The sequence below is a fragment of the Streptomyces sp. NPDC058145 genome, assembly GCF_042884245.1.
Classification (GTDB): Bacteria; Actinomycetota; Actinomycetes; order Streptomycetales; family Streptomycetaceae; genus Streptomyces.
This window is the reverse complement of record NZ_JBHVUH010000034.1, coordinates 1-21,649: the sequence shown is the minus strand read 5'-3', so window position 1 is coordinate 21,649 and position 21,649 is coordinate 1. Positions and strand designations below refer to the sequence as shown.

The 21,649-nt window shown below is 74.1% G+C and carries 20 protein-coding genes; 10 read left to right on the top strand and 10 right to left on the bottom strand.

Features of this window, described 5'->3' with window-relative positions; all coding sequences use genetic code 11:
* The first annotated feature begins 174 nt into the window (after positions 1-174).
* Positions 175-360, top strand: a complete 186-nt coding sequence (locus ACFVVO_RS37975) for a hypothetical protein (protein ID WP_358938695.1) — start codon at positions 175-177, stop codon at positions 358-360.
* Between the two features lie 108 nt (positions 361-468).
* Here the strand turns inward: ACFVVO_RS37975 and ACFVVO_RS37970 are convergent, their stop codons facing one another.
* Both ACFVVO_RS37970 and ACFVVO_RS37965 read right to left on the bottom strand, forming a co-directional pair.
* A complete protein-coding gene (locus ACFVVO_RS37970) occupies positions 469-1,854 on the bottom strand; it encodes a S1 family peptidase (RefSeq protein ID WP_390061349.1) in 1,386 nt (461 codons plus the stop codon).
* Between the two features lie 149 nt (positions 1,855-2,003).
* Positions 2,004-2,834 (bottom strand): SAM-dependent methyltransferase, encoded by an 831-nt coding sequence (locus ACFVVO_RS37965; RefSeq protein WP_390061348.1) that lies wholly within the window; start codon positions 2,832-2,834, stop codon positions 2,004-2,006.
* A gap of 204 nt (positions 2,835-3,038) precedes the next feature.
* On the opposite strand from ACFVVO_RS37965, the gene ACFVVO_RS37960 reads away from it, so the two are divergent.
* Positions 3,039-4,217: a MalY/PatB family protein gene (locus ACFVVO_RS37960; protein WP_390061347.1), complete on the top strand. Its 1,179-nt coding sequence runs from the start codon at positions 3,039-3,041 to the stop codon at positions 4,215-4,217.
* A 61-nt stretch (positions 4,218-4,278) separates the two neighbouring features.
* Complete coding sequence (locus ACFVVO_RS37955) at positions 4,279-4,665, top strand: PPOX class F420-dependent oxidoreductase (protein WP_390061346.1); 387 nt, start codon at positions 4,279-4,281, stop codon at positions 4,663-4,665.
* Between the two features lie 60 nt (positions 4,666-4,725).
* On the opposite strand, the gene ACFVVO_RS37950 is transcribed toward ACFVVO_RS37955, so the two are convergent.
* Both ACFVVO_RS37950 and ACFVVO_RS37945 read right to left on the bottom strand, forming a co-directional pair.
* Positions 4,726-5,142 (bottom strand): Zn-ribbon domain-containing OB-fold protein, encoded by a 417-nt coding sequence (locus ACFVVO_RS37950; protein WP_390061345.1) that lies wholly within the window; start codon positions 5,140-5,142, stop codon positions 4,726-4,728.
* A gap of 183 nt (positions 5,143-5,325) precedes the next feature.
* Positions 5,326-6,048 carry a TetR family transcriptional regulator gene (locus ACFVVO_RS37945; protein WP_390061344.1) on the bottom strand — a complete coding sequence of 241 codons (723 nt, stop codon included), beginning with the start codon at positions 6,046-6,048 and terminating at the stop codon, positions 5,326-5,328.
* A 161-nt stretch (positions 6,049-6,209) separates the two neighbouring features.
* On the opposite strand from ACFVVO_RS37945, the gene ACFVVO_RS37940 reads away from it, so the two are divergent.
* The 3 genes from ACFVVO_RS37940 (at position 6,210) to ACFVVO_RS37930 (ending at position 8,496) form a co-directional block, all read left to right on the top strand.
* A complete protein-coding gene (locus ACFVVO_RS37940) occupies positions 6,210-7,052 on the top strand; it encodes a hypothetical protein (RefSeq protein WP_390061343.1) in 843 nt (280 codons plus the stop codon).
* A gap of 77 nt (positions 7,053-7,129) precedes the next feature.
* Positions 7,130-7,873: a peptidoglycan-binding protein gene (locus ACFVVO_RS37935; RefSeq protein WP_390061341.1), complete on the top strand. Its 744-nt coding sequence runs from the start codon at positions 7,130-7,132 to the stop codon at positions 7,871-7,873.
* 140 nt (positions 7,874-8,013) lie between these two features.
* A complete protein-coding gene (locus ACFVVO_RS37930) occupies positions 8,014-8,496 on the top strand; it encodes a flavin reductase family protein (RefSeq protein ID WP_390061340.1) in 483 nt (160 codons plus the stop codon).
* 39 nt (positions 8,497-8,535) lie between these two features.
* Here the strand turns inward: ACFVVO_RS37930 and ACFVVO_RS37925 are convergent, their stop codons facing one another.
* From ACFVVO_RS37925 to ACFVVO_RS37905, 5 genes are all read right to left on the bottom strand, one after another.
* On the bottom strand, positions 8,536-10,929 hold the full coding sequence (locus tag ACFVVO_RS37925) for a SpoIIE family protein phosphatase (protein ID WP_390061339.1): 2,394 nt from the start codon (positions 10,927-10,929) through the stop codon (positions 8,536-8,538).
* A 109-nt stretch (positions 10,930-11,038) separates the two neighbouring features.
* Positions 11,039-11,413, bottom strand: coding sequence for a hypothetical protein (locus tag ACFVVO_RS37920; RefSeq protein ID WP_390061338.1), 375 nt, complete (start codon positions 11,411-11,413; stop codon positions 11,039-11,041).
* 454 nt (positions 11,414-11,867) lie between these two features.
* Positions 11,868-12,785 (bottom strand): MurR/RpiR family transcriptional regulator, encoded by a 918-nt coding sequence (locus ACFVVO_RS37915; RefSeq protein WP_390061366.1) that lies wholly within the window; start codon positions 12,783-12,785, stop codon positions 11,868-11,870.
* A gap of 81 nt (positions 12,786-12,866) precedes the next feature.
* Positions 12,867-14,573, bottom strand: coding sequence for a phospholipid carrier-dependent glycosyltransferase (locus ACFVVO_RS37910; RefSeq protein WP_390061337.1), 1,707 nt, complete (start codon positions 14,571-14,573; stop codon positions 12,867-12,869).
* Between the two features lie 125 nt (positions 14,574-14,698).
* Positions 14,699-15,346: a nucleoside/nucleotide kinase family protein gene (locus ACFVVO_RS37905; RefSeq protein ID WP_390061336.1), complete on the bottom strand. Its 648-nt coding sequence runs from the start codon at positions 15,344-15,346 to the stop codon at positions 14,699-14,701.
* 118 nt (positions 15,347-15,464) lie between these two features.
* On the opposite strand from ACFVVO_RS37905, the gene ACFVVO_RS37900 reads away from it, so the two are divergent.
* A complete protein-coding gene (locus ACFVVO_RS37900) occupies positions 15,465-16,205 on the top strand; it encodes an HAD family hydrolase (RefSeq protein ID WP_390061334.1) in 741 nt (246 codons plus the stop codon).
* Positions 16,202-18,544 (top strand): glycoside hydrolase family 65 protein, encoded by a 2,343-nt coding sequence (locus ACFVVO_RS37895; protein ID WP_390061332.1) that lies wholly within the window; start codon positions 16,202-16,204, stop codon positions 18,542-18,544. The genes ACFVVO_RS37900 and ACFVVO_RS37895 overlap by 4 nt, the downstream gene beginning before the upstream one ends.
* Before the next feature lie 32 nt (positions 18,545-18,576).
* Here ACFVVO_RS37895 and ACFVVO_RS37890 read toward each other — a convergent pair whose 3' ends face one another.
* Entirely contained in the window at positions 18,577-18,960 is a 384-nt protein-coding gene (locus tag ACFVVO_RS37890; protein ID WP_390061330.1) for a BlaI/MecI/CopY family transcriptional regulator, read from the bottom strand.
* 109 nt (positions 18,961-19,069) lie between these two features.
* On the opposite strand from ACFVVO_RS37890, the gene ACFVVO_RS37885 reads away from it, so the two are divergent.
* Complete coding sequence (locus tag ACFVVO_RS37885) at positions 19,070-20,575, top strand: hypothetical protein (RefSeq protein ID WP_390061329.1); 1,506 nt, start codon at positions 19,070-19,072, stop codon at positions 20,573-20,575.
* A gap of 441 nt (positions 20,576-21,016) precedes the next feature.
* On the top strand, positions 21,017-21,505 hold the full coding sequence (locus ACFVVO_RS37880; protein WP_390061327.1) for a DUF5709 domain-containing protein: 489 nt from the start codon (positions 21,017-21,019) through the stop codon (positions 21,503-21,505).
* Positions 21,506-21,649: the final 144 nt, after the last annotated feature.

Sequence of the window (21,649 nt, the reverse complement as noted above, 5' to 3'; positions counted from 1 at the left end):
GCACGGCGGTGCTGTGATCCCGATCACGGCGCCGCCATCGGCCGGACCGTCGCGCCCCGGTGGCCCGGAACCCCAACTGACGTGCCCGTCCGGCTCATTGACGTGATGAGTAACACGGTCCGATATGTCCGTATCGGGGGTAGTTACTCACAGCGCCTTCACGTCGACCGGCATATGCTTCACAACATGTCCACCACTGTTGCAGCCGCCTCCGAGCGATCGGCCGCGGAGGTCAACGAGGAGATCAGGGCCCTGTGGCGCCGGTCGGGCGGGACACTGACCACCGAGCAGCGCGCGGAGTACCAGCGCCTCGTGTTGGAGTGGGCCCTGGCGGCCCCGCAGTCCGACCGGGCTGCCTGAACCGACCGGCGGCCTTCCGGCCGTACCACCAAGGGCACCCGTGAGCGCACGGGTGCCCTTCTCGTCGTACCTCCCGGAGCCGAACGGCTCCCGTCCACCGACGCCCGCTCAGCCCCACGTCGACGAGTAGTACCGCTGGTACGCCTTGCGGTCCTGCTCGGACCGGATGTACCGGGTCGCGACGAGGGCGATCAGGCTGCCCGCGACGACCAGCAGCCCGGGTCCGACGTTCCGGGTGTCCGTGAGCCGCGCCAGCAGCGTCCGGCCCTCGGCGCCGACCGTGACCGGCGCCGAGGAACCGGGCGAGGCCGCACTCGGCGCGACGGCGCCCTGCGAGGCCGGGGCGGACGGCGCGGGGGAGGACGCCGCGCCCTGCCCGCCGCCGGCGTTCCCCGCCGACACCAGGAGCTTGACGTTCAGCGCGGTCAGCGCCTTGGTCACCGGCTGGAAGAACGTGGTACCGCCCGTGGTGCAGTCGCCGCTGCCGCCCGAGGTGACACCCAGCGCGACGCCCTCGGAGAACATCGGACCGCCGCTGTCGCCGGGCTCGGCGCACACATTGGTCTCGATGAGCCCGGTGACGGTGCCCTCCGGGTAGTTCACGGTCGCGTTCAGGGCGGTCACCTGGCCGTCGTGCAGCCCGCTGGTGCTGCCGCTGCGGAACACCCGCTGGCCCACCGACGGATCGGCGGCCCCGGTGATCCGAACGCCCTTGCCGCCGCCGACCGCGACCACGTCCGCGCCGGGACCGGCCCGGCCCGAGTCGTACTGGACGAGCGAGAAGTCGCTGCCGGGGAAGTTGCTGCTCACCGTACTGCCCAGCTGCCGGTCGCCCTGGTTGTCGGCGAACCAGGTGGACCCGGAGGGCCCGCAGTGACCGGCGGTGAGGATGAAGTCGCGCCGCCCGTCGGTGACGTTGAACCCCGCCGAGCAGCGGCCGCCCGTGGACAGGATCGGCTGCGCCCCGTTCAGCCGCGCGGTGAAGGCGCCCTTCGTACGCTCCATGTGCACGAAGCCCCCGATCCCGGAGGCCACTTGGCTCATCCGGGACCAGTCGCCCGCCGACACCGTGCGGTCGGCCCGCACCACGACGCGGTTGGTGCGGTAGTCCACCGCCCACGCGGTGCCGGTGACCCGGGGCGCCGAACGCAGCGTGGCGGTCGCCGACTTGAGCTCGTCCATGCTGTGCGGCACGACCTTCGCCTGGATTCCCGCCCGGCGTACCGTCCGCGCCGCCTCCGCGTCGGTCACCGCCACGACCGGGCGGCCGTCGGCGCCGATCCAGTTCCCCGCCGTCCGCGTCGTGCCGAGCCGCGCCACGAGCGCGCCACCGGGGTCACCGGACGTGCCCGCCGAGCGGAGCGGCCGGGCGGACGCCGGGGGAGTCTCGCTCGCCATGGCGGCCTGTGCGACCATCGCGCCTCCCAGCAGGAGTCCGCCGACCGCCGCCAGCCGTGTCACCCGCCTCACGACCCGTCGTCGTGCGTGCCTCATGCATGGCTCCCGAACACCGGACGCGCGATGCCCGTACCGGCACCGCGGGGGCCCCGACCGGCGTCGGGCGCCCGGCGTTCAGTACGTGCCCCGGCCCGGCGGCGTTCACCGGCGGCGGCGATCCGCCCGGGCCGCGGCCCCGCGCCCGCTCAGCCCTTGCGCGCCACCCCGCCGAACATGGCGACCTCCTCCGGCTCCGGCCCGGCGTCGTCGTCCGGGCGCCAGCGCGAGCAGGACACCACGCCCGGCTCCAGCAGCTCCAGGCCGTCGAAGAACCGGACCACGTCCTCCGGCCTGCGCTGGGTCAGCTTCGGAGTGCCGTGCTCGTTCCAGAACTTGACGGCCTCGTCCACGTCCGGCATCGCCGGACTGGTGATGGTGTGCGACAGCACCAGATGGCTGCCGGCCGGCAGCCGGTCGGTCAACTTCCGCACCAGGCCGTACGGATCCTCCTCGTCGCCGATGAAGATGACCACGCCGAGCAGTATCAGCGCCACCGGCTTGCTGAAGTCCAGTGTCCTGGAGGCGTGTTCGAGGATCGCGTCGACGTTGCGCAGATCCTCGTCCAGGTAGTCGGTACGGCCCTCCGGCGTGCTGGTGAGCAGCGCCCGGGCGTGCGCGAGCACGAGCGGGTCGTTGTCCACGTACACGATCCGCGCGTCCGGTGCGACACGCTGGGCGACCTCGTGCGTGTTGTCGGCGGTGGGCAGCCCGGTGCCGATGTCCAGGAACTGCCGGATGCCGACCTCGCCGACCAGGTGCCGTACCGCCCGGCCCAGGAACAGCCGGTCGGCGCGCGCGTAGTCCCCGATGCCCGGGTGGAGCCCGCGGATCTGGTCGCCGGCCGCGCGGTCGACCTCGTAGTTGTCCTTGCCGCCGAGCCAGTAGTTCCATATCCGGGCCGTGTGCGGCTGGCCCGTGTTGATACGGGCGCGCAGCGACACGGCCACGTCGTTGGTGGCTGCCGGATTGTCGGTCACGTGGGTCAGCTCCTGGTCGCCTGATGAGTGAGGTGCACCGGTCAAGACGCAATCTAGACGCCCAAGTTGATCCACGCGGCGCGACCCGGGTATTCCGCGGGCGCCCCACGCCGGGCCCGGCCCGCCGCGTCCCCCGCACCACGCGCCCCACCTGTCCGGCCTGCCCCGTTTCCGCACGGACCGCGTCCGCCTATCTTGAGCCCCATGACCAGCATCCCGCACGGCACACCAGGCGAACCCGACCCGCTGCGCGCCCTCGGTCTCGAGCGGCTGCGCCGTCGTACGAGCATGAAGTGGCGCACCTATCCGGAGGACGTGCTGCCGCTGTGGGTGGCCGAGATGGACGTCCCGCTCGCCGGGCCGGTCGTCCGCGCCCTCACCGACGCGCTCGCCCTGGGGGACACCGGCTACCCCGTGGGCACCGCGTACGCCGAGGCGCTGGCCCGCTTCGCCGCCGAACGCTGGAACTGGGACGGGATCGAGGCCGGGCGCACCGCGATCGTCCCGGACGTGATGCTCGGCGTGGTCGAGATGCTGAAGCTGGTCACGGGGCCCGGTGATCCGGTCATCGTCAACTCGCCGGTGTACCCGCCGTTCTACCAGTTCGTCGCCCACCTGGACCGCCGTGTGGTGGAGTCCCCGCTGGGCCCCGGTGGGCGCATCGACCTCGACCTGCTGGCGCGGACCTTCCGGGAGACGGCCGCGGACGGGGACAGGGCCGCGTTCCTGCTGTGCAGCCCGCACAACCCCACCGGCACGGTGCACACCGCCGCCGAACTCGCCGCCGTCGCGGACCTCGCCGAGCGGTACGGCGTCCGGGTCGTCGCGGACGAGATCCACGCGCCGCTCGTCGCCCCCGGTGTCCCCTTCGTGCCGTACCTGAGCGTGCCCGGCGCCGAGCGCGGACTGTCGCTGATGTCCGCGTCCAAGGGCTGGAACCTGGCCGGCCTGAAGGCCGCGCTCGCCCTCGCCGGGCCCGGCGCGGCCGGGGACCTGGCCCGGATGCCCGAGGAGGTGAGCCACGGCCCCAGCCATCTCGGGGTGATCGCCCACGCCGCCGCCCTGAACGACGGCACCGGCTGGCTGGACGCCCTGCTCACCGGGCTCGACACCAACCGCCGCCTGCTCGCCGGGCTGCTGGCCGAGCACCTCCCGGCGATCCGCTACGACCCGGCCGAGGCCACCTATCTGGCCTGGCTCGACTGCCGCGCCCTCGGCCTCGGCGACGACCCCGCCGCGGTGTTCCTGGAGCGCGGCCGGGTCGCGCTCAGCTCCGGCCTGCCGTTCGGCACCGGCGGCGCGGGGCACGCCCGCCTCAACCTGGCGACCTCGCCGGAGATCCTCACCGAGGGGGTGCGCCGGATGGCCGCCGCCGCAACCTGAGTTCCGGACCGGCCGCCCGCCCGTGTGCCCGTACGGCGCGCGGACTCCTAGACTGCCGGGCATGGACGACACAAGGCCGGACCGCCTCGCCGCCGGCAAGTACCTGCTGGTCACCAGCTACCGCAAGGACGGCACCCCGGTCGCCACCCCCGTCTGGGTGGTCCGGGACGGGGACGGCCTGGGCGTGTGGACGACCGCCGACAGCTGGAAGGTCAAGCGGATCCGCCGGCGCGCCGACGTCCTCGTCGGACCGTGTGACGTGCGGGGCCGTCCCACCGGCGGCCAGGTCCCGGCCACCGCCGAGATCACCGACGCGGCAACCACCGCCCGCTACCGCGCGCTCATCGCCCGCAAGTACGGCCTCGTCGGCCGGCTCACCCTGCTGGGCAGCCGGCTGCGGCGCGGGACGGACGGCACGGTCGGCATCCGGGTGACCTTCGGGCCCTGAGCGGGCCGCCGCCCCGGCGACCAGGGTGGTCGTGCCGCGGGCGGGGGAGTCGCCGGGGTGTCAGCTCCAGGCCCGGAAGGGCTCGTCGACCAACTGGAAGACCGGCTCACCGCGGACCGGGTCCTTGGCCGTGGACAGCCGCACCCGGTCCCCGCTGTGTATGCCGATCGGCGGGCCCATGACCCGGCCCCGTACGACGAACCCCTCGCTCATCTCGATCAGCGACACATTGCGCGCCGCGGGGGTGTTGCGGTGCACCACGGTGGAGTGGCGCACCGTCCCGGTGCCCTCGCTGCGCTCGGTGTGCAGGTCGCTGCCCTGGCACACCGGACACAGCAGCCGGTGGTACATCGCGGTGCCGCACCAGGTGCAGCGCTGGAAGGTGATGGCGTCCTTGGAGTCCGCGGCGACGGGTTCGAGGAGGCCCGTCGCGGAGCCGGCCACTGGAATGGAAGTGCTTGCTGAGGGGTGGTACACGCTGGTCAACTCCCTGCGCTCGGCCGGAATCCCGCATGCCCGGCCTGAGCCGCGCACGTCTGCGCACGGCCGCGGTGCCACCGTGCACGCCCACAGATTATGGCACTCAGTGTCACTCGTAAAGGCACTCCGTACCCCAAATCTGTGGAGGTCCGGTGTGCGGGAGGGGTGTGCACCGGAGGATCAGGCGCGGCCGGCCAGCGCCTCGAACTCCTGCACCACGCGCCACAGCGGGGTGGCCCGGCGGGTCACCAGCACGACCACGTCGTCGGGCTGTTCGTCGCCCGCCTGTCCCGAGGGGCTCACCCGCACCGGCTGGTCGAACGTGGCCTGCACATACCCGAGGGCGTGGTCCACCTCCGCGCCCGCGTCGCCTCTGCCGTCCGAACGCAGCCAGGAGCGCAGGGCGTTGTTGTGCGCGGCGACCACGGCGGCCGCCACCACGTCGGCGCGCAGCGTTCCGTCGGGCCGCTCGGCGAAACGGCGCCGCAGGTACTCGGCGAGCGCGCGCTCGTAGCGCCACACCACCGACAGCTCATAGGCGCGCAGCCCCGGCACCTGCTTGGTGAGCCGGTATCGCTGCACGGAGAAGGTCGGGTTCTCCGCGTACATCCCCAGCACCAGCCGGGCCGCGTCGCACACCCGCCGCACCGGTTCGGCGTCCGCCGCGCTCGTGGCGAGGAACGCGGTCATGTCGGCGAGGCAGCGCTCGTGGTCGGGGAAGACCACGTCCTCCTTGGAGGGGAAGTAGCGGAAGAACGAGCGCCGGCCGACCCCGGCCAGCGCCACGATGTCGTCCACGGTGGTCTGTTCGTACCCGCGTTCCAGAAAGAGCTGGAAGGCCGCCGCGACCAGGGCGTCCCGCATCGGCGGCTTCGCGGCCTGCGCCGCGCTGCTGGAGCTCATGAACGGGAACGTAGCACCAGAACCGGATCGGTGACACTCAGTGCAGCCGACGGCCTTGAATGAGGGAACTGAGTGCTGTGCTGGACCGGTCCAGGCAGGGCGTAACCTTTCCGCAGCCGCCGCCGGCCCCCGTCCCGCGTTCCGTTCCGCCAGGAGACCTCATGCCCGCCGCCCGCCCCCGCATTCTCTACGTCACCGATCTGGCGTATCCGGCCCGCGGGCGCCGCTACTGCGACGAGGACATCCTCCTCACCTCCCGGCTGCGCGAGCACTTCGACCTCGCCCTGTGCCACCCGCTGGACGCAGCGGCGCTCATGGACGGCTACGACGCCGTCGTCGTCCGCAACAGCGGGCCCGTCCTCGGCTACCAGAGGGAGTACGAGGCCTTTCGCGAGCGGGCCCTCGCCGCCGGGGCCCGGGTGTACAACCCGCTCACCGGCAAGGCGGACATGGTGGGCAAGCAGTACCTGCTCGACCTGAGCGCCGCCGGCTTCCCGGTCATACCGACCGTCGACCGCGCCGCGGACCTGCACCGGCTGCCCGCCGCCGAGCGCTACGTCGTCAAGCCCAAGTTCGGCGCGGACTCCCTGGGCCTGCGGATCCTGCCCGCCGGCCGGCTCACCGGACTCGCCGACGGCACGGTCCTCATCCAGCCGTGCGTCGACTTCGCGTACGAGGTGTCCTTCTACTTCGTGGACGACGACTTCCAGTACGCCCTCTACGCCCCCGACCCGGAGCGCCGCTGGGAGCTCACGCCGTACCCGGCCACCGCCGCCGATCTGGAGTTCGCCCGGCGCTTCATCGACTGGAACGGCCTCGGCCAGGGCATCCAGCGCGTCGACGCCTGCCGCGCCCCGGACGGCGAGCTGCTGCTGGTCGAACTGGAGGACCTGAACCCCTACCTGTCCCTGGACGCGCTGCCGGAGGAGGCCCGGGACGCCTTCGTCGGAGCGCTGACCTCGTCCCTGAACCGGTTCGTCCAGCAGGCGCCCGTCCCAGCCTGAACGGGGCCGCCGTCCCCGCCGTATCTCACGCCGGGGACCGCGGACGTGCGTCCGCACGGGACGGAAGGAGAGCCAGGGTGCCGACACCGCCCGACCCTGAACAGCCGCACCCCGGACCGGTTCTGGAGCCGGTCCGCGTCCTGCGCCCGCGCCGCTTCGACGCCCTCGCGGAACTGATGCGGGAGATGCACCCGGAACCCCCGCCGAACGGGCCGGGACCGAACGGGCCTGGGCCGTCCGGGCGGCAGGCGTACGAGTCCTTCGGGACGGCACCCGGGCCGGGCGGCACGGCGCCCGGGGCGCCCCGCACCGCCGAGGACGAGACCCAGGAGCTGCCGCCCGTCCCGGCCGCCCCGCGACCCGGTGGCCCCAGCGCCGGACGACGCCGTGCCGCCGTCGCCCTGGCGGTCGGCGCGGCCGCGCTCGTGGGCTTCGGCTGCGCCCTGCTGCTCCCCGCCCGCCAGGGCGCCACCGCGGCCCCCCGGCCTTCCCAGCCCGCCACATCGGCCCCGGCCTCCCCGGCCCCGGCCTCCCCGGCCCCGGCCGCTCCCGGGGGCACGCCCTCCGCCGACCCGGACGGCCCCGGCACCCTCCGGCAGGGCGACACCGGTCCCGAGGTCAGTGAACTGCAGCAGCGTCTGCTGCGCGTCCCCGACGTCTACCGCGACGGCTCCACCAGCGGCACCTACGACGCCGTGCTCACCGAGGCCGTGGCCCGCTTCCAGCTCTGGTACGGCATCAGTGGCGACGAGACCGGCGTCTACGGCGACGACACCCGCCGGGCACTGGAGTCCCGGACGGTCCCCGGCGCCGACGGCTGACCCGGCGGCGCCGGCACCCGCTCGCACCCGCCCCTGGTTCGGCTCCGCGCGCCCGGGGCACCCTCACCACACCCGAGGCCTGCGGCGGGCGTCCGCGACGGAGGCGGGCAGGGCGACGGTGCGGACGGGAGCTGGGTGGCATGACGGACGTGAAGGGCTTCTTCCGGCGGCTGGATCCCGACCTGTGCGTGGTGACGGCCGCGGCGGGCGGTGAGCGGGCCGGCTGTCTGGTGGGCTTCGCCTCGCAGTGCTCCATGCGGCCGCCGCGGTTCGCGGTGTGGCTGTCCAAGGCCAACCGAACCTATGAGGTCGCCCGGGCCGCACGCTGCCTCGCCGTGCATCTGCTCACCGGCGACCAGCGGGAACACCTGGAGATCTTCGGCGGCGAGACCGGCGACGAGGTCGACAAGTTCGCGCGGGTGTCCTGGCGGGAGGGGCCCGACGGTGCCGTCGTGCTGCGGGACACGGCGGCCTGGTTCGTCGGCACCATCCTGCACCGCACCGACGGCGGCGACCACGTCGGCTTCGTCCTCGATCCGGTACAGGGGGGCGAGGGACCGGGCGGGCCCCTGCTCCGGCTGTCCGGCGCGAAACGGATCGAGCCCGGGCATCCGGTGGACTGAACCGGCGGCACGCATGGACGGCCGGAAAGCCGGACCCCGCTACTCGTCCTCCAGCGGCATCCGGATGTCCAGCACGCACACGTCGTCCCGTCGCTCGCCCGGCAGCATCGCGGCGAGCAGCGCCTCCAGCGACCCGTCGGCGCCGCACTCGTGGGCGAGCACCGCCTCGGCCATCCGGGCGAGGCCCGCGTCGAGGCCCTCACCAGGGCGTTCCACCAGGCCGTCGGTGTACAGCAGCAGCCGGTCCCCGGGCTCCAGGCGGATCTCGGCCGACTCGTAGACGGGGGTTGTGCTCGCGCCGAGCAGCATGCCGCGGGGGCGGTCGAGGTAGTGCACCTCGCCGTCGCGCACGAGCAGCGGCGGCGGATGGCCGGCCTGGGTCCAGGAGAGGACCCGGGTCGCGTGCTCGTAGCGGGCGAGCACCATGGTGGCCGTGGACCGGGCGTCCCGGGACTGCAGCAGGAGCTGGTTCAGCCGCGCGAGCGCGCCGGTCAGCGAGGAGCCCGTGCTGACCATGCCCTTGGCGGTGAACCGGAGCTGGGCCATCGTCGCCACCGCGCCGACGCCGTGACCGGCCACGTCACCGACCACGAACAGCGCGGCCTCCTCGGGGAGTTCTATGGCGCTGAACCAGTCGCCGCCGACGTGGACGCCTGACTGGGCGGGCAGATAGGCGACCTCAATGCGCAGCCCGGCCAGTTGGACCGGCTTGCTGGGCAGCGGCAGCAGCGCGTGCTGCAGCCGGGTGGCCAGCGCCCGCTCGGCCTGCAGGACCCCGCGCTGCAGCAGCATCGCGCGTTCGCTCTCGGCGAGTGCGAGTTCGGCGCTGCGCTGCGCGGTGAGGTCCTGTACGAAGCCGTGCACCTCGGCGAGGGTGCCGTCCGGTTCCGTCACGGCCTCCGCGACCATCCGGAGGTGCCGTACGCCCCGCGGGCCCTGGATCCGGAACGGCACGTCGAACCGCTTCGCCCGCCGGGCGAGTTCGCTGATCGCGTGGTCCAGGGCGGGCGCGTCCTCGGGCAGCGCGAGCCCGGGCAGCCCTTCCAGGGCGACCGGTCCGCGCGCGGGGTTTCGGCCGAGCACGGCGAAGACCTGCGCGGACCAGGCGATCTCCTCGCTGACCAGGTTCCAGTTGGCCCAGCCGAGGTTGCCGAGCCGCTGGACGTCCGACAGCCGCTGCTCCTGGAGCTCCGCCGGGTCGTGCCGCAGCCAGGACACCAGGAGCCCGTCGCCGAGGGGCGCCGCCCGTACCGAGTAGGTGCCGCTCACGGGCACCGCGTCGGTGATGTCCTGGTAGGCGAACGGCTCGCTCTCGAACGCCGTCCCGGTGGTGAGGGCGTTCAGGTAACCGTGCCACAACGGCTCGCCCGCGACGGTCGGATAGCTCTCCAGGATGTGGCTGCCGACCATGTCCCGGCCCGTCCGGCCGAACACGTCGACCGCGTCGGGGGTGGCGGCGTCGATGCGGTAGTCCTCCACCTCGCCGGAGGCGGAGCGCAGCGGGGTCAGCAGGATCGCCGCCCCGGGCAGGGCGTCGAGCATCGTCTGCACGGTCCGGGTGACGGCGTCGTCGGGGCGTTCCGGCGGGGCGTCGAAGGCGCGCAGCCGGCCCGCGCACAGCCGGGCCACGGCCCGCAGCAGTTCCCGCTCACCTGCCTCGAAGGGGCCGTCCTGCCGGCGCAGCACACCGAGGGCGACGCCGGCCGTGTCCCCGGCCGGCACCGGCAGCCAGGCCCGCGACGGCCAGCGCTCGGGCGGTTCGCCGATCAGCAGGTAATGCTCCCGGTCCGCGGCCGGATCCTCCAGCCAGCGCGGCTCGCCGGCCCGCAGGGCTTCGAGCGGGGCGACACCGGACACGGGCGGCACGTGGTGCCACTGCGCGGCGAGGGTCGGCTCGACACCCGCGTGCCCGAGCAGTTCGAGCCCGCCCCCGGGCAGCCGTGCGTAGAGCATCACGGCGTCGGCGCCCACCTCGGGCGCCAGGTGTTCCAGCAGACATCCGGCCAGCTCCTGCGGCGAGCCGACCCGGACCAGGGCCCGGCCGAGGCGGGCCAGCACTTCGGCGAAGTCGCCGGTGCCGGCGACCGGGGGGTCCCAGCGGCCGGCGGCCGGCGGCTGGCCCGCACTCGCGGCGGCCCGCTTGGCCGGCAGGAGGGCGCCCAGGGTGAGCCAGCACTCCTCGAGGAGCGTACGGTTGCCGGTCTTGGCGCCCCGCAGCAGTTCGTCGTGCGCGGCGTCGGGGGAGCAGCCGGTCGCCGCCATCAGGGCGCCCGTGGCCCGCTCCAGCAGGGCCGACGTCGCGGCCTGGTCCCGCAGCCGCTCCAGTTCCGCGCGCTGCCGGGCCACTACTCTGGCCAGCGCCGCCACATCGGCGCGCGTGCCGGGGTCCACGGGGGGCACGGGCTCGCTCGTCACGCGATGAGCATCGCACATCCCGGCCCGTTCGATCACTCGTCTGCCGCATCCGCTTTTCCCACTCGCCGGGGCGGACGTATCGGCCGAAACGGATGGTCCGGCGGGGGCCGGCCGGTGCGCCGGGCGGTCAGCGGCCGGTGCCGCGTCCGGCCAGCGCCTCGCTGACCGCGCGGACACTGCGCGCGATGTGCTGGAGCTGCATGACCTCGGCGGCGTACAGCTTGATCGTGTGTTCGATGACCGACTCCGGCAGGCCCAGGACCGGCAGTTCGGCCCGGGCCGTCTGCAGCGCGGTCCGGGCCACCCGGATCTCCTGGTGGACCTGGATCTGCGCGTGGCGGGCGAGCAGGACGGGATGCCGGATCATCGCCGGGTAGCTGCCGTAGCGCGCCGGGATCAGTTCGCGCAGCCACCTGGCCGCCGAGCGTTCCCAGTCGTAGGTGCCCGGCATCTTGACCTGGCAGGGCCAGTCGGGACTGATGCGCGTGGTGGTCAGGGGCATGGGTCTTCGCTTCCGGTGTGCGGCGTCATGAGGGTGGTCCGCCGGTTGGGGCGGCCCCGGCCTAGGGGATGACCGGGGCCGCCACGGGCGCGCCGCCTGGGCGGTGCGCCACCGGACATCCCGGTCGCCGACGTGGGTAGGGAACGGCGGCTTGGGATGTCCGAGCGGGAGCCCCGGACGACGGGAACCGGCGCGTCGGGCGGGCTTGCATGCGCATGCGGTACGTCGTCCTTCTCGGGGCGGTGTCGCGGGCGGTGGGCCCGCGGGGGCGGACCGTCCCGGAGTGCGCCGGGTGCGATCCGTGAGCAGTATTTATATATGCCGTCGGCTTGGCAAGACGTATGAAAACATTCATGCGCGGTATGCGGTGAATGATCCCCGTACGGCGAAGGATTTCCGCGCCGGTGGCGCGCGGCGGGAAGATCTGGCGTGGATCGGACCCCGGGCGGAAGGTTCAGTCCTTGAGGAAGAAGTGCTGCTGATCGGCGCCCTGTTCGTACTTCTCCAGCCGGGCCTGGGTGCGCTCGGGATCGGCGTCGGTCATGGCCTGCAGGATCGCCGCGGCCAGCACGCCGGGCGCGGCGTAGGAGTCGAACACCAGCCGGGAACCGGTGCCGGTGGCGAAGACGATGTCGGCCTCCTCGGCCAGCGGGCCCAGCGCCAGGTCGGTGATCAGGGCGACCTTCAGTCCCGCCTCCCGGGCCACCCGGAGCGCGGTGAGCGTCTCCTGCGCGTGCCGTGGCATGGAGAACGCCAGCACCCAGGTGCCGCCCGCCTCGCGGGCCTGCAGCAGGGTGTCGTAGACCACGCTGCCGCCGCGCGTCACCAGCCGCACGTCGGGGTGGATGCGGCGGGCGGCGTAGCCGAAGTACTCGGCCAGCGACACGGAGATGCGCAGGCCCAGGACGGTCAGCGGGGTGGAGCGGGACAGCTCCCGGCCGACGTGGATCACCCGGTCGGGGTCGGCGACGTCGCGGCGCAGGTTCTCCAGGTTCTGGATCTCGGCGTCCACGGCGGCCTGCAGCTCGTTGGCCCGGTTCTCCTCGCCCGGCCCGCCGGCCAGGCTGCTGAGCGCGATCGACTGGAGCTTCTCCCGCAGCGCCGGGTAGCCGCTGAATCCGACGGCGGCCGCGAAGCGGGTGACGGACGGCTGGCTGACGCCGACGCGGTCCGCCAGCTCGGTGATCGACAGGAACGCGGCCTCGGTGATGTGCTCGATCAGGTACTGGGCCACCCGGCGCTGCCCCGGCGACAGCTGCGGGCCGTCGAAGAGTTCCCTGAGCCGGGAGGTCGGTGACGCCTCGGCCTCCGGCACGGTCTTGCCCGAGGTGATCGCTGATGCCTGGGCGCGTGCCTGCTGCGGCGAGGGCACCGGTCCGTCTCCATTGTCTCCCACGACCACTCAACATAGCTCACCTGCCGTCATGAGCAGGGGGTTTACGGGACTGCGGGCTCACCGCCGGTACAAGGTGATCGAATGCCCGACCTCGCCGACCGGACGGCTTGAGCCGATCAGTTCCGCCAGCCTGCCGCGCGCCTTGGCGGCCGCCGAGTCGGACACCGCCAGCAGCCCGTGCACCCGCTCCGGCGCCACCCCGCGCGGATCGCCGGCGGTGATCCCGTAGTACGACGGCACCCCGCTGCCCTTGTACACCAGCCACACCCGCTCGCCCGGGTACCGCCGCCGCAGCCGGTCGGCGAGCCGGCCCAGGTCCTGACCCCAGTCCACGTTGGAGTCGTGCAGCAGCCGGTGCGTGTGCGCCGGACCGCCGAACGCCTCGTTGGCGTACGGCAGGTAGTACGGGAAGGTTCGCAGCGAACTCACCGCCACCAGCAGCACCAGCAGCCCCACCGGTACACCGGTCCGATGCCGGCGCACCGTGAGCACGCACGCCCCCGCCACCGCGAGGAACACCGGCACGAACACCGCGTACCGGGTGCCGAGGTCGCGGGAGCCCGTCATCGCCGCCGCCAGCAGGACCGCGGGCGGCAGCAGCAGATACGGCGCCCCGGGCCGCAGCCGCCGCACCGTTACGGCCAGGACGGTACCGGCCGCGCCCAGCGCCAGCAGCCCGAGCGGCGTCTTCACCAGCAGCGCGGCCGGCAGGTAGTACCAGCGCGAGCCCGTGTACAGGTGCCCGAACAGAAAGCCCTGCCAGTGCTGGTTCTCGAAACCGAACTGCACCCGCATCCCGGCCCGGTACGCGGGCGGCAGCGGCAGCAGGTCCGTGACCCGCCCGCGCAGCCCGTGCACGGCCGGCACCGGCTCGGCGGGGTCGAACCGCAGCCGCGGATCGACCGCCAGATACGCCGCCCAGACCACGGCGACCGCCGCCACCGCCACGACCGCCGCGGCCGCGGCCCCCCGGAGCACCCTCCCGCGGCGGCCGGCGCCCCACACCGACAGCACCGCCAGCAGCATCACCACCGGGACGGCCGGCAGCGCGCTCATCTTCGTCGCCACCGCCGCCCCCAGCGCCATGCCGGACAGCGGCAGACACATCCGGGGCCGGCGCCGCGCCCGCCACACCAGCCACGCCGACGTCAGCACGAAACCCGCCGCCGGCACGTCCAGCGTGGCCAGCGAGCCGTGCGCGATCACATCGGGGGAGAAGGCGAAGAGCGCCAGGCCCGCCAAGCCGCCCTTCGTGCCCGCCACGTCCCGCGCGAACGCGAACACCACCAGACCGAACAGCAGGGTCAGCGCGATCACCGGCAGCCGCGCCCACCACATCAGCCGCCAGGGGTCGTTGCCCGACTCGTACAGCAGATGCCGGCCCACCTCGCCCTGGGTGCCGGAGTACGCCTGGTCGTAGCGCGGGTCCGCCACCGCCACCCCACCCGCGATCAGCAGCTTGCCGAGCGGCGGATGCTCGGGGTTGTAACGCACCCGGTGCTCGCGCAGGTAGTCGGTGGCCGTCGCCACGTACACGGGCTCGTCGATGGTGGGCGTCTGCTGGACGGCCGTGGTGACCATCGCGGCCGCCATCTGGGCCAGCAGCAGCACCACCAGCAGCGGCACCAGCAGACGCCGGTGGCGCGACAGTCCGGCGAGCCCGCCCGGCCGCGCAGGGCCGCGCCCGGGGCCGCCGTCACCGGGGGCCTCCGGTGCCAGGACCGCACCGCCCGGGCCGGCCCCGTGCTGTTCGCGCGCCGTCATCCGCACCGCTCCCGCCACCGGGGCGTCACCGCTGCCCGGGCCGCACCGGCTGACCTTCCGCCCCGCACACGGGTACGGCCCGCGGCCCGCCGCGGTTCAACCGCGCCGTCCGCCGCCGGCACCGCCTACGGCGTGGGCAGCGCGCCGGCCGGCACCACCAGGTCCGCCCGGTCCCGCGTCGTCGCGATCAGGTCGGCGTTGCGCTGGTCCGTGCCCAGCACCCAGGCCACCGCCGCCTCCTGCTCCTTGCCGAACTCCAGGTGCCGGGCGACCAGCCGCCGGATCCGCTCCTCCTCGTCGATCTCGCAGAACCACACCTCGTCCAGGCACGACCGCACCCGCGCCCACGAACCCTCCGGCAGCAGGAGGTAGTTGCCCTCCGTCACCACCAGACGCGCGCTCGGCGGCACCGGGATCGAGCCCGCGATCGGCTGCTCCAGCACCCGCTCGAACCCGGGCGCGTACACCACCTCGCCGGTCTCCTCGCGCAGCCGCCGCAGCAGGGCCGCGTACCCGGCCGCATCGAACGTGTCCGGCGCGCCCTTGCGGTCCCGGCGGCCCAGCCGGTCCAGTTCGGCGTCGGCCAGATGGAAGCCGTCCATCGGCACATGGGCCACCCAGGGCGGCCCGCCCGCGTTCAGGGCCTGTACCAGGTGCTCGGCCAGCGTCGTCTTGCCGGCGCCCGGGCCACCCGTGACACCGAGGACGGCGCGCCGCCCGTCCCTGGTGAGGGCGCGGGCGCGGACGAGGAGGTCGTCGAAGGTCAGCGGCACACCGCAGAGTCTGTCACCCGCGCCCGGCGGGTGAGACCCCGGTGAGAAGGTGCGAAAGTATTGCTGGTGTGGTGCTCGCCACCCACTGGACGGCGCCTCATGGGGAACAGTGCTGAGTATGACTCAGCTCGGTCTGCCCGACACCATCCAGGCCTGCCTCTTCGACCTCGACGGGGTCGTCACCAGGACGGCCGTCGTGCACGCGGCCGCCTGGAAGGAGACCTTCGACGCCTTCCTCAGCGCCTACGAGGGCGAACGGGGACGGCCGTTCGACGAGGTCGCCGACTACGACGAGTACGTCGACGGACGCCCGCGCGCCGACGGGGTCCGCGCCTTCCTGGACTCGCGCGGCATCCACCTGCCCGAGGGCGGTGCCGACGACCCGCCGGACGCCGGCACCGTGCACGGCCTCGGCAACCGCAAGAACGTCCTGCTGCTGGAGAAGATCCGCACCGGCGGCGTGGAGGCCTACGAGGGCACCCTGCGCTACCTGGAGGCGGTCCGCGCCGCGGGCTTGCGCACCGCGATCGTCTCCTCCAGCGCCAACTGCCGTGACGTGCTGCGGGCCGTCGGCGCCGAGCACTTCTTCGACGTGCGCATCGACGGTGTCGTCGCCGCCGAGCGGAAACTGCCGGGCAAGCCCCACCCCGACACCTTCCTCGCCGCCGCCCGCGACCTGGGCGTCGGGGCGGCCGGGGCGGCCGTCTTCGAGGACGCGCTGGCCGGCATGGACGCGGGCCGGGCGGGCGGCTTCGGCTACGTCGTCGGCGTCGACCGGACCGGGCAGGGCGACGCGCTGTACGCGCACGGCGCGAGCGTCGTCGTCAAGGACCTCGCCGAGCTGGGAGGCAAGCGGTGATCACCCACCGGTCGTACACGGTCGAGCCGTGGGTTGTGCGTGAGACGGACCTGAACCTCGACGTCCTCGCGCAGAGCGAGTCGGTGTTCGCGCTGTCCAACGGGCACGTCGGCTGGCGCGGCAACCTGGACGAGGGCGAACCGCACGGCCTGCCCGGCAGCTACCTCAACGGGGTCCACGAGCTGCACCCGCTGCCGTACGCCGAGGCCGGCTACGGCTACCCGGAGTCCGGGCAGACGGTCATCAACGTCACCAACGGCAAGGTCATCAGACTGCTGGTCGACGACGAGCCGTTCGACCTGCGCTACGGCCGGCTCGTCCGGCACGAGCGGGTGCTGGACCTGCGCCGCGGGGTGCTGGAGCGCACCTGCGAGTGGACGTCCCCGGCCGGCTCCACGGTCCGGGTGCGCTCGACCCGGCTGGTGTCGCTGACCCAGCGGGCGGTCGCCGCGGTGGCCTACGAGGTGGAGGCGGTCGGCAGCCGCAGCCGGGTGGTGATCCAGTCGGAGCTGGTCGCCAACGAGCAGTTGCCCGGGGCGAACGGCGATCCGCGCGCGGCGATGGCCCTGCAGTCGCCGCTGGAGCAGGAGGACGGCTTCGCCTCCGGCGACCGGCTGCGGCTGGTGCACCGTACCCGGCGCAGCGGGCTGAGGGTGGCGGTGGCCGCCGATCACGTGGTCACCGGTCCCGGCCGCACCACGACCCGCAGCGAGAGCGACATCGACGTGGCCCGGCTGACCGTCACCTCCGTCCTGGAGCCCGGCCAGACGCTGCGGGTGGAGAAGCTGGTCGCCCACGGCTGGTCAGGCACCCGCTCGCTGCCCGCGATGGCCGACCAGGTCGACGCGGCCCTCGCGGCCGCCGCGCACGACGGCTGGCAGGGACTGCTGGACGACCAGCGGGCCCACCTGGACGACTTCTGGGACCGCGCGGACGTCGAGGTGGACGGCGACGAGGAGATCCAGCAGGCCGTACGGTTCGCGCTCTTCCACGTGCTGCAGGCCGGGGCCCGCGCCGAGCAGCGGGCGATACCCGCCAAGGGGCTCACCGGCTCCGGCTACGACGGGCACGCCTTCTGGGACACCGAGATGTTCGTGCTGCCCGTCCTCACCCACACCGCCCCCGAGGCCGTCGCCGAGGCGCTGCGCTGGCGGCACAACACCCTGGACGAGGCCCGCGAACGCGCCGCCCAACTCGGGCTCGGCGGCGCCGCGTTCCCCTGGCGGACCATCCAGGGCGCGGAGGGCTCGGCCTACTGGCCGGCCGGGACCGCGGCCTTCCACGTGAACGCCGGCATAGCCGACGCCGTCCTGCGTTACGTCGAGGCCACCGGCGACCTGGACTTCGAGCGCGAGGCGGGGGTGGAGCTGCTGGTGGAGACGGCCCGGTTGTGGCGCTCGCTGGGCCACCACGACCACCACGGCGTCTTCCACATCGACGGCGTCACCGGCCCCGACGAGTACAGCGCGGTCGCCGACGACAACACGTACACCAACCTGATGGCACGTCAGAACCTGCTCGCGGCAGCGGACTTCGTCGAGCGGCACGCGCGCGAGGCGCAGCGCCTCGGCGTCGACGAGGAGGAGAGCGCGGCCTGGCGGGACGCCGCCGAGGCCATCCACATCCCCTACAACGACGAACTCGGAGTGCACGAGCAGCACGCCGGCTTCACCCGTTACCAGCGCTGGGACTTCGCCGGCACCCGCCCCGAGCAGTACCCGCTGCTGCTGAACTTCCCCTACTTCGACCTCTACCGCAAACAGGTCGTCAAGCAGGCCGACCTGGTGCTGGCGATGTACACCTGCGGCGCCTCCTTCGACGACGAGCAGGTCGCCCGCAACTTCGCCTACTACGAGCCGCTGACCGTGCGCGACTCCTCCCTGTCCGCCTGCGTCCAGGCGGTCATCGCCGCCCAGGCCGGCCATCTGCGGCTCGCCTACGACTACACGGCCGAGGCGGCCCTGATGGACCTCGCGGACCTGGAGCACAACACCCGGGACGGGCTGCACATCGCCTCGCTGGCCGGTACGTGGATGGCGCTGGTCGCGGGATTCGGCGGGATGCGCCGCGACGGCGAGGGACTGCGGTTCACGCCCCGCCTCCCGGAGCGGCTGCGCCGGGTGGCCTTCCACCTGCAGTACCGCACCCGCCGCCTGCGCGTGGAGATCGGCGCCGACAAGGCCACCTACACGCTCCTCGCCGGGCCCCCGCTCAGGCTCCACCACCACGGGGAGGCGCTGACGGTCAGCGCCGACGAGCCGGCCGTCCGCGCGGTGCCGCCGGTCGGTCCGCGCTCCGCCCCGGGGCAGCCCGCGCACCGGGCGCCGCACGCCCGCTGAGCGCCGGTCCGGCGGGCCGTGCCCGCCGGACCTCAGGCGCCGTCCGCGGTGAGCAGTTCGCGCAGCGCCCGCTCCTCCTCGGCGCTCAGACCGGTCACGAACCGCCGGAGCGCGCCGATCGGGTCCGGCCCTCGGTCCAGCGCCTCGTGCATCGCCTCGGCGGTCAGTTGCGCCGCGTCCTTCGCCGCCCGGTACGCGCCGCGCCGGCCTTCGGCGTCCCGCAGCACCAGACCCTTGTCGTACAGGCGCTTGAGGATGGTGTGCACCGTGTTGTAGGCGAGCGCCCCGTCGATCCCGGCCTGCACCTCCGCCGGGGTCAGCGGCCGGTCGGCGGCCCACAGTGCGGCCAGCACCTCGTGCTCCAGCTCCCCGGCGCTGCGCCGCTCCGCCCGGTCGCGGGACCCTCTGCCAGCCATGCCCCAACCTTACAGCGCGTAGGGCCGTCGGCCGGACGGCCCGGTCCGCCGGGCAGGGCAGGGTGGTTCGCGTTAGTTTGGCCATGTTTTGCCCGAGCGAGAGGTGACCATGGCCGGCAGCGCACACGCGACACGCGAGGCGGCCCGGCGTGCGCGCACGCGCCGCGAGTCCGCCCGAGCCCGAGGAACCGGCCCCGCCCGGCACGCCCGCCTCGCCCCGCCGCTCGCCGCCGTCGCCGCGGCCTTCACTCTGGCCCAACTGCTGCTCGTCCGGCCCGGCATGGGCCTCGGCTGGGACGAGACGGTGTACGTCAGCCAGGTCTCCGGACACGCTCCCGCGGCCTTCTTCAGCGCGCCCCGCGCGCGCGGCGTCTCCCTGCTCGTCGCGCCCGTGGCGGCCTGGTCCTCCTCCACGGTCCTGCTGCGGATCCACCTCGCCCTCCTGTCCGGCGTCGCCCTGTACCTGGCCCTGCGGGCCTGGCGCGGCCTGTTCCCGGACCGCGTCCTCGCCCTCGCCGGAGCACTGTTCGCCTCCCTCTGGGTGACCCTGTTCTACGGCCCCCAGGCCATGCCCAACTACTGGGTCGCAGTCGGCGCCCTGGCCGCCGTCGCCTGCTTCCTGCGGGCCCGCGCGGACCACCGGGACCGTGCCGCGCTGTGGGGCCTGGCCGCGAGCGGCGCGCTGATGGCCTGGATGCGGCCGATGGACGCGGTCTGGGCCGCCCTGCCGCTGCTCGCCCTCGGCCTGCCGCGCCGCCACTGGCGGCCCCTCCTCGCCCTCCTCGCGGGACTCGCCGCCGGGGCCCTCGAATGGGTGATCGAGGCGTATGCCGGCTACGGCGGGCTCGCCCGGCGCCTGGCCGACGGATCGGCGATCCAGGGCGGACTGGGCCTGCGCGTGGCCGTCGTCGACCAGCTCCGCAGCCTCGGCGGGCGGGCCCTGTGCCGGCCCTGCACGGGCGCGCTGCCCCACCCGCTGGTCACCGCCTGGTGGTTCGCGCTGCCCCTGGCCGCCGGGCTCGGCCTGGCGATCGCGGTCCGGGCCCGGCGGGCCGCGCCCACCCTGCTGCCGCTCGCCTGCGGTGCGACCGCCGCCTTCCCCTACCTGTTCATGATCGGTTACGCCGCGCCCCGCTTCCTGCTCCCGGCGTACGCCCTGCTCGCGATCCCCGTCGCCGAGGCCCTGCTCCATCCGTTGACCATGCGACCGGGGGCCCGGCGGACGGTGGCCGCGACCCTGGTGGCGCTGGGCCTCGCCGTCCACCTCGCCGTTCAACTGGCCGTCCTGACCGCCGTCGTCAGCCGCACGACCGCCGCCCACCGCGACTGGTCCCGCACCGCCGCCACCCTGCACCGGCTCGGCGTCCGCCCGCCCTGTCTGCTCACCGGACAGGAGGCCATCCCGGTCGCGTTCTACGCCGGCTGTTCCTCGGCGGCGACGTCGGGCCACAACGCCAACACCACGGCCGGGACGATCGCCCGCACCGCCCGCCACACCCCCGTGGCCACACTGGTGCCCACGGGCTCCCGCCCACCCGGGTACGCCCGCACCTGGCCCTCCGTCCCACTCACCGGACAGCGCCTCTACTACGCCGTGCCGAGGGCCGGCCCCTGACCCGCGCCGCGTCAAGATCACGACGATTCCCCGGGTGACCCGTGGCGCGCGAGCCCGGGCCGGCGGCACACTGCGCTGCCGGCGCCTTCCGCTGCCGGCACCCCGGGAGGGATCAGCGGTGCTCACATTCGTATCGCAGCCGCTACCGACGCCGGGATCGGTCGGCCCTGTTCGACCTGGTGCGGGAGCCGGGCGCGACCGGGGCCCGGTGGCACCGACGAACCCACGCGGCGCCCTCGAGTGGCTCGCACTGCGGCGGGGCAGGGGCGGGAAGGTGTGTGGCGCGGTGGCCCCGGCGGTGGTGCGCTCGCGGTGGCCGGCCTGGTGGAGCCGACGAAAGGGATGGTCCGTCTGACGGCGTCAGGGGCGACGAGCGAGGTTAGGTACGCGACCTGCGGGAAACGCGGACCGGGACCGAGGAGTGCCGAGACGGAGGCGACGATGAGCGATCAGCAGGCAGGCGGAAGCCCGATGGCGGACGACGCCTACCAGCCCACCGGGACGAACGAGGAACAGGCGGACGCCGGCCCCCTGGACCTGCAGGACGCCGTGGACGAGCGCGGCTACGACGACGTCCTCGACGAGGGCTACTCCCCGCCCGAGCGGCCCCTGGGCGTCACCAAGTACGGCACCACCGCCGCCGAGCAGCACGAGGGTGAGACGCTCGACGAGCGGCTCCGCCAGGAGGTGCCGGACGTGGAGACACCGGCGGGCGACGCGACCGGCGACCTCCCCGGGGGCGAGGGCGAACCGGTCGACCCGGAGGCGGGCGACGCCAGAGCGGGCCGCCTGGTCGCCCCCGACGAGGGCGCCCACACCGACACCACGAAGGAGGAGGTGGCCTCCGACGTGGGGATCGACGGGGGAGCGGCCGGGGCGGAGGAGGCGGCCATGCACATCACCGAGGACCCGGAACGCGGAGCGCCCTGACGGCGGTCGTCCGCCGGCCGGCCGCAGCCGCGGCCGGCCCACGGACATCCGCGTCGGGCCCGGCGACGCGGGCACGACGCGGCGCCGGGCGGGGCCCCCCCCCGGCCAGGGGCATAAAAAAAAAACCGAGCCCCCCCGAAAAAT

Bases quoted from the DNA above. Each gene is read 5' to 3' on its own strand.
- ACFVVO_RS37975 (WP_358938695.1), top strand. From the start codon at position 175: ATGCTTCACAACATGTCCACCACTGTTGCAGCCGCCTCCGAGCGATCG.
- ACFVVO_RS37970 (WP_390061349.1), bottom strand. From the start codon at position 1,854: ATGAGGCACGCACGACGACGGGTCGTGAGGCGGGTGACACGGCTGGCG.
- ACFVVO_RS37960 (WP_390061347.1), top strand. From the start codon at position 3,039: ATGACCAGCATCCCGCACGGCACACCAGGCGAACCCGACCCGCTGCGC.
- ACFVVO_RS37955 (WP_390061346.1), top strand. From the start codon at position 4,279: ATGGACGACACAAGGCCGGACCGCCTCGCCGCCGGCAAGTACCTGCTG.
- ACFVVO_RS37945 (WP_390061344.1), bottom strand. From the start codon at position 6,048: ATGAGCTCCAGCAGCGCGGCGCAGGCCGCGAAGCCGCCGATGCGGGAC.
- ACFVVO_RS37940 (WP_390061343.1), top strand. From the start codon at position 6,210: ATGCCCGCCGCCCGCCCCCGCATTCTCTACGTCACCGATCTGGCGTAT.
- ACFVVO_RS37930 (WP_390061340.1), top strand. From the start codon at position 8,014: ATGACGGACGTGAAGGGCTTCTTCCGGCGGCTGGATCCCGACCTGTGC.
- ACFVVO_RS37925 (WP_390061339.1), bottom strand. From the start codon at position 10,929: ATGTGCGATGCTCATCGCGTGACGAGCGAGCCCGTGCCCCCCGTGGAC.
- ACFVVO_RS37920 (WP_390061338.1), bottom strand. From the start codon at position 11,413: ATGCCCCTGACCACCACGCGCATCAGTCCCGACTGGCCCTGCCAGGTC.
- ACFVVO_RS37910 (WP_390061337.1), bottom strand. From the start codon at position 14,573: ATGACGGCGCGCGAACAGCACGGGGCCGGCCCGGGCGGTGCGGTCCTG.
- ACFVVO_RS37900 (WP_390061334.1), top strand. From the start codon at position 15,465: ATGACTCAGCTCGGTCTGCCCGACACCATCCAGGCCTGCCTCTTCGAC.
- ACFVVO_RS37890 (WP_390061330.1), bottom strand. From the start codon at position 18,960: ATGGCTGGCAGAGGGTCCCGCGACCGGGCGGAGCGGCGCAGCGCCGGG.
- ACFVVO_RS37885 (WP_390061329.1), top strand. From the start codon at position 19,070: ATGGCCGGCAGCGCACACGCGACACGCGAGGCGGCCCGGCGTGCGCGC.
- ACFVVO_RS37880 (WP_390061327.1), top strand. From the start codon at position 21,017: ATGAGCGATCAGCAGGCAGGCGGAAGCCCGATGGCGGACGACGCCTAC.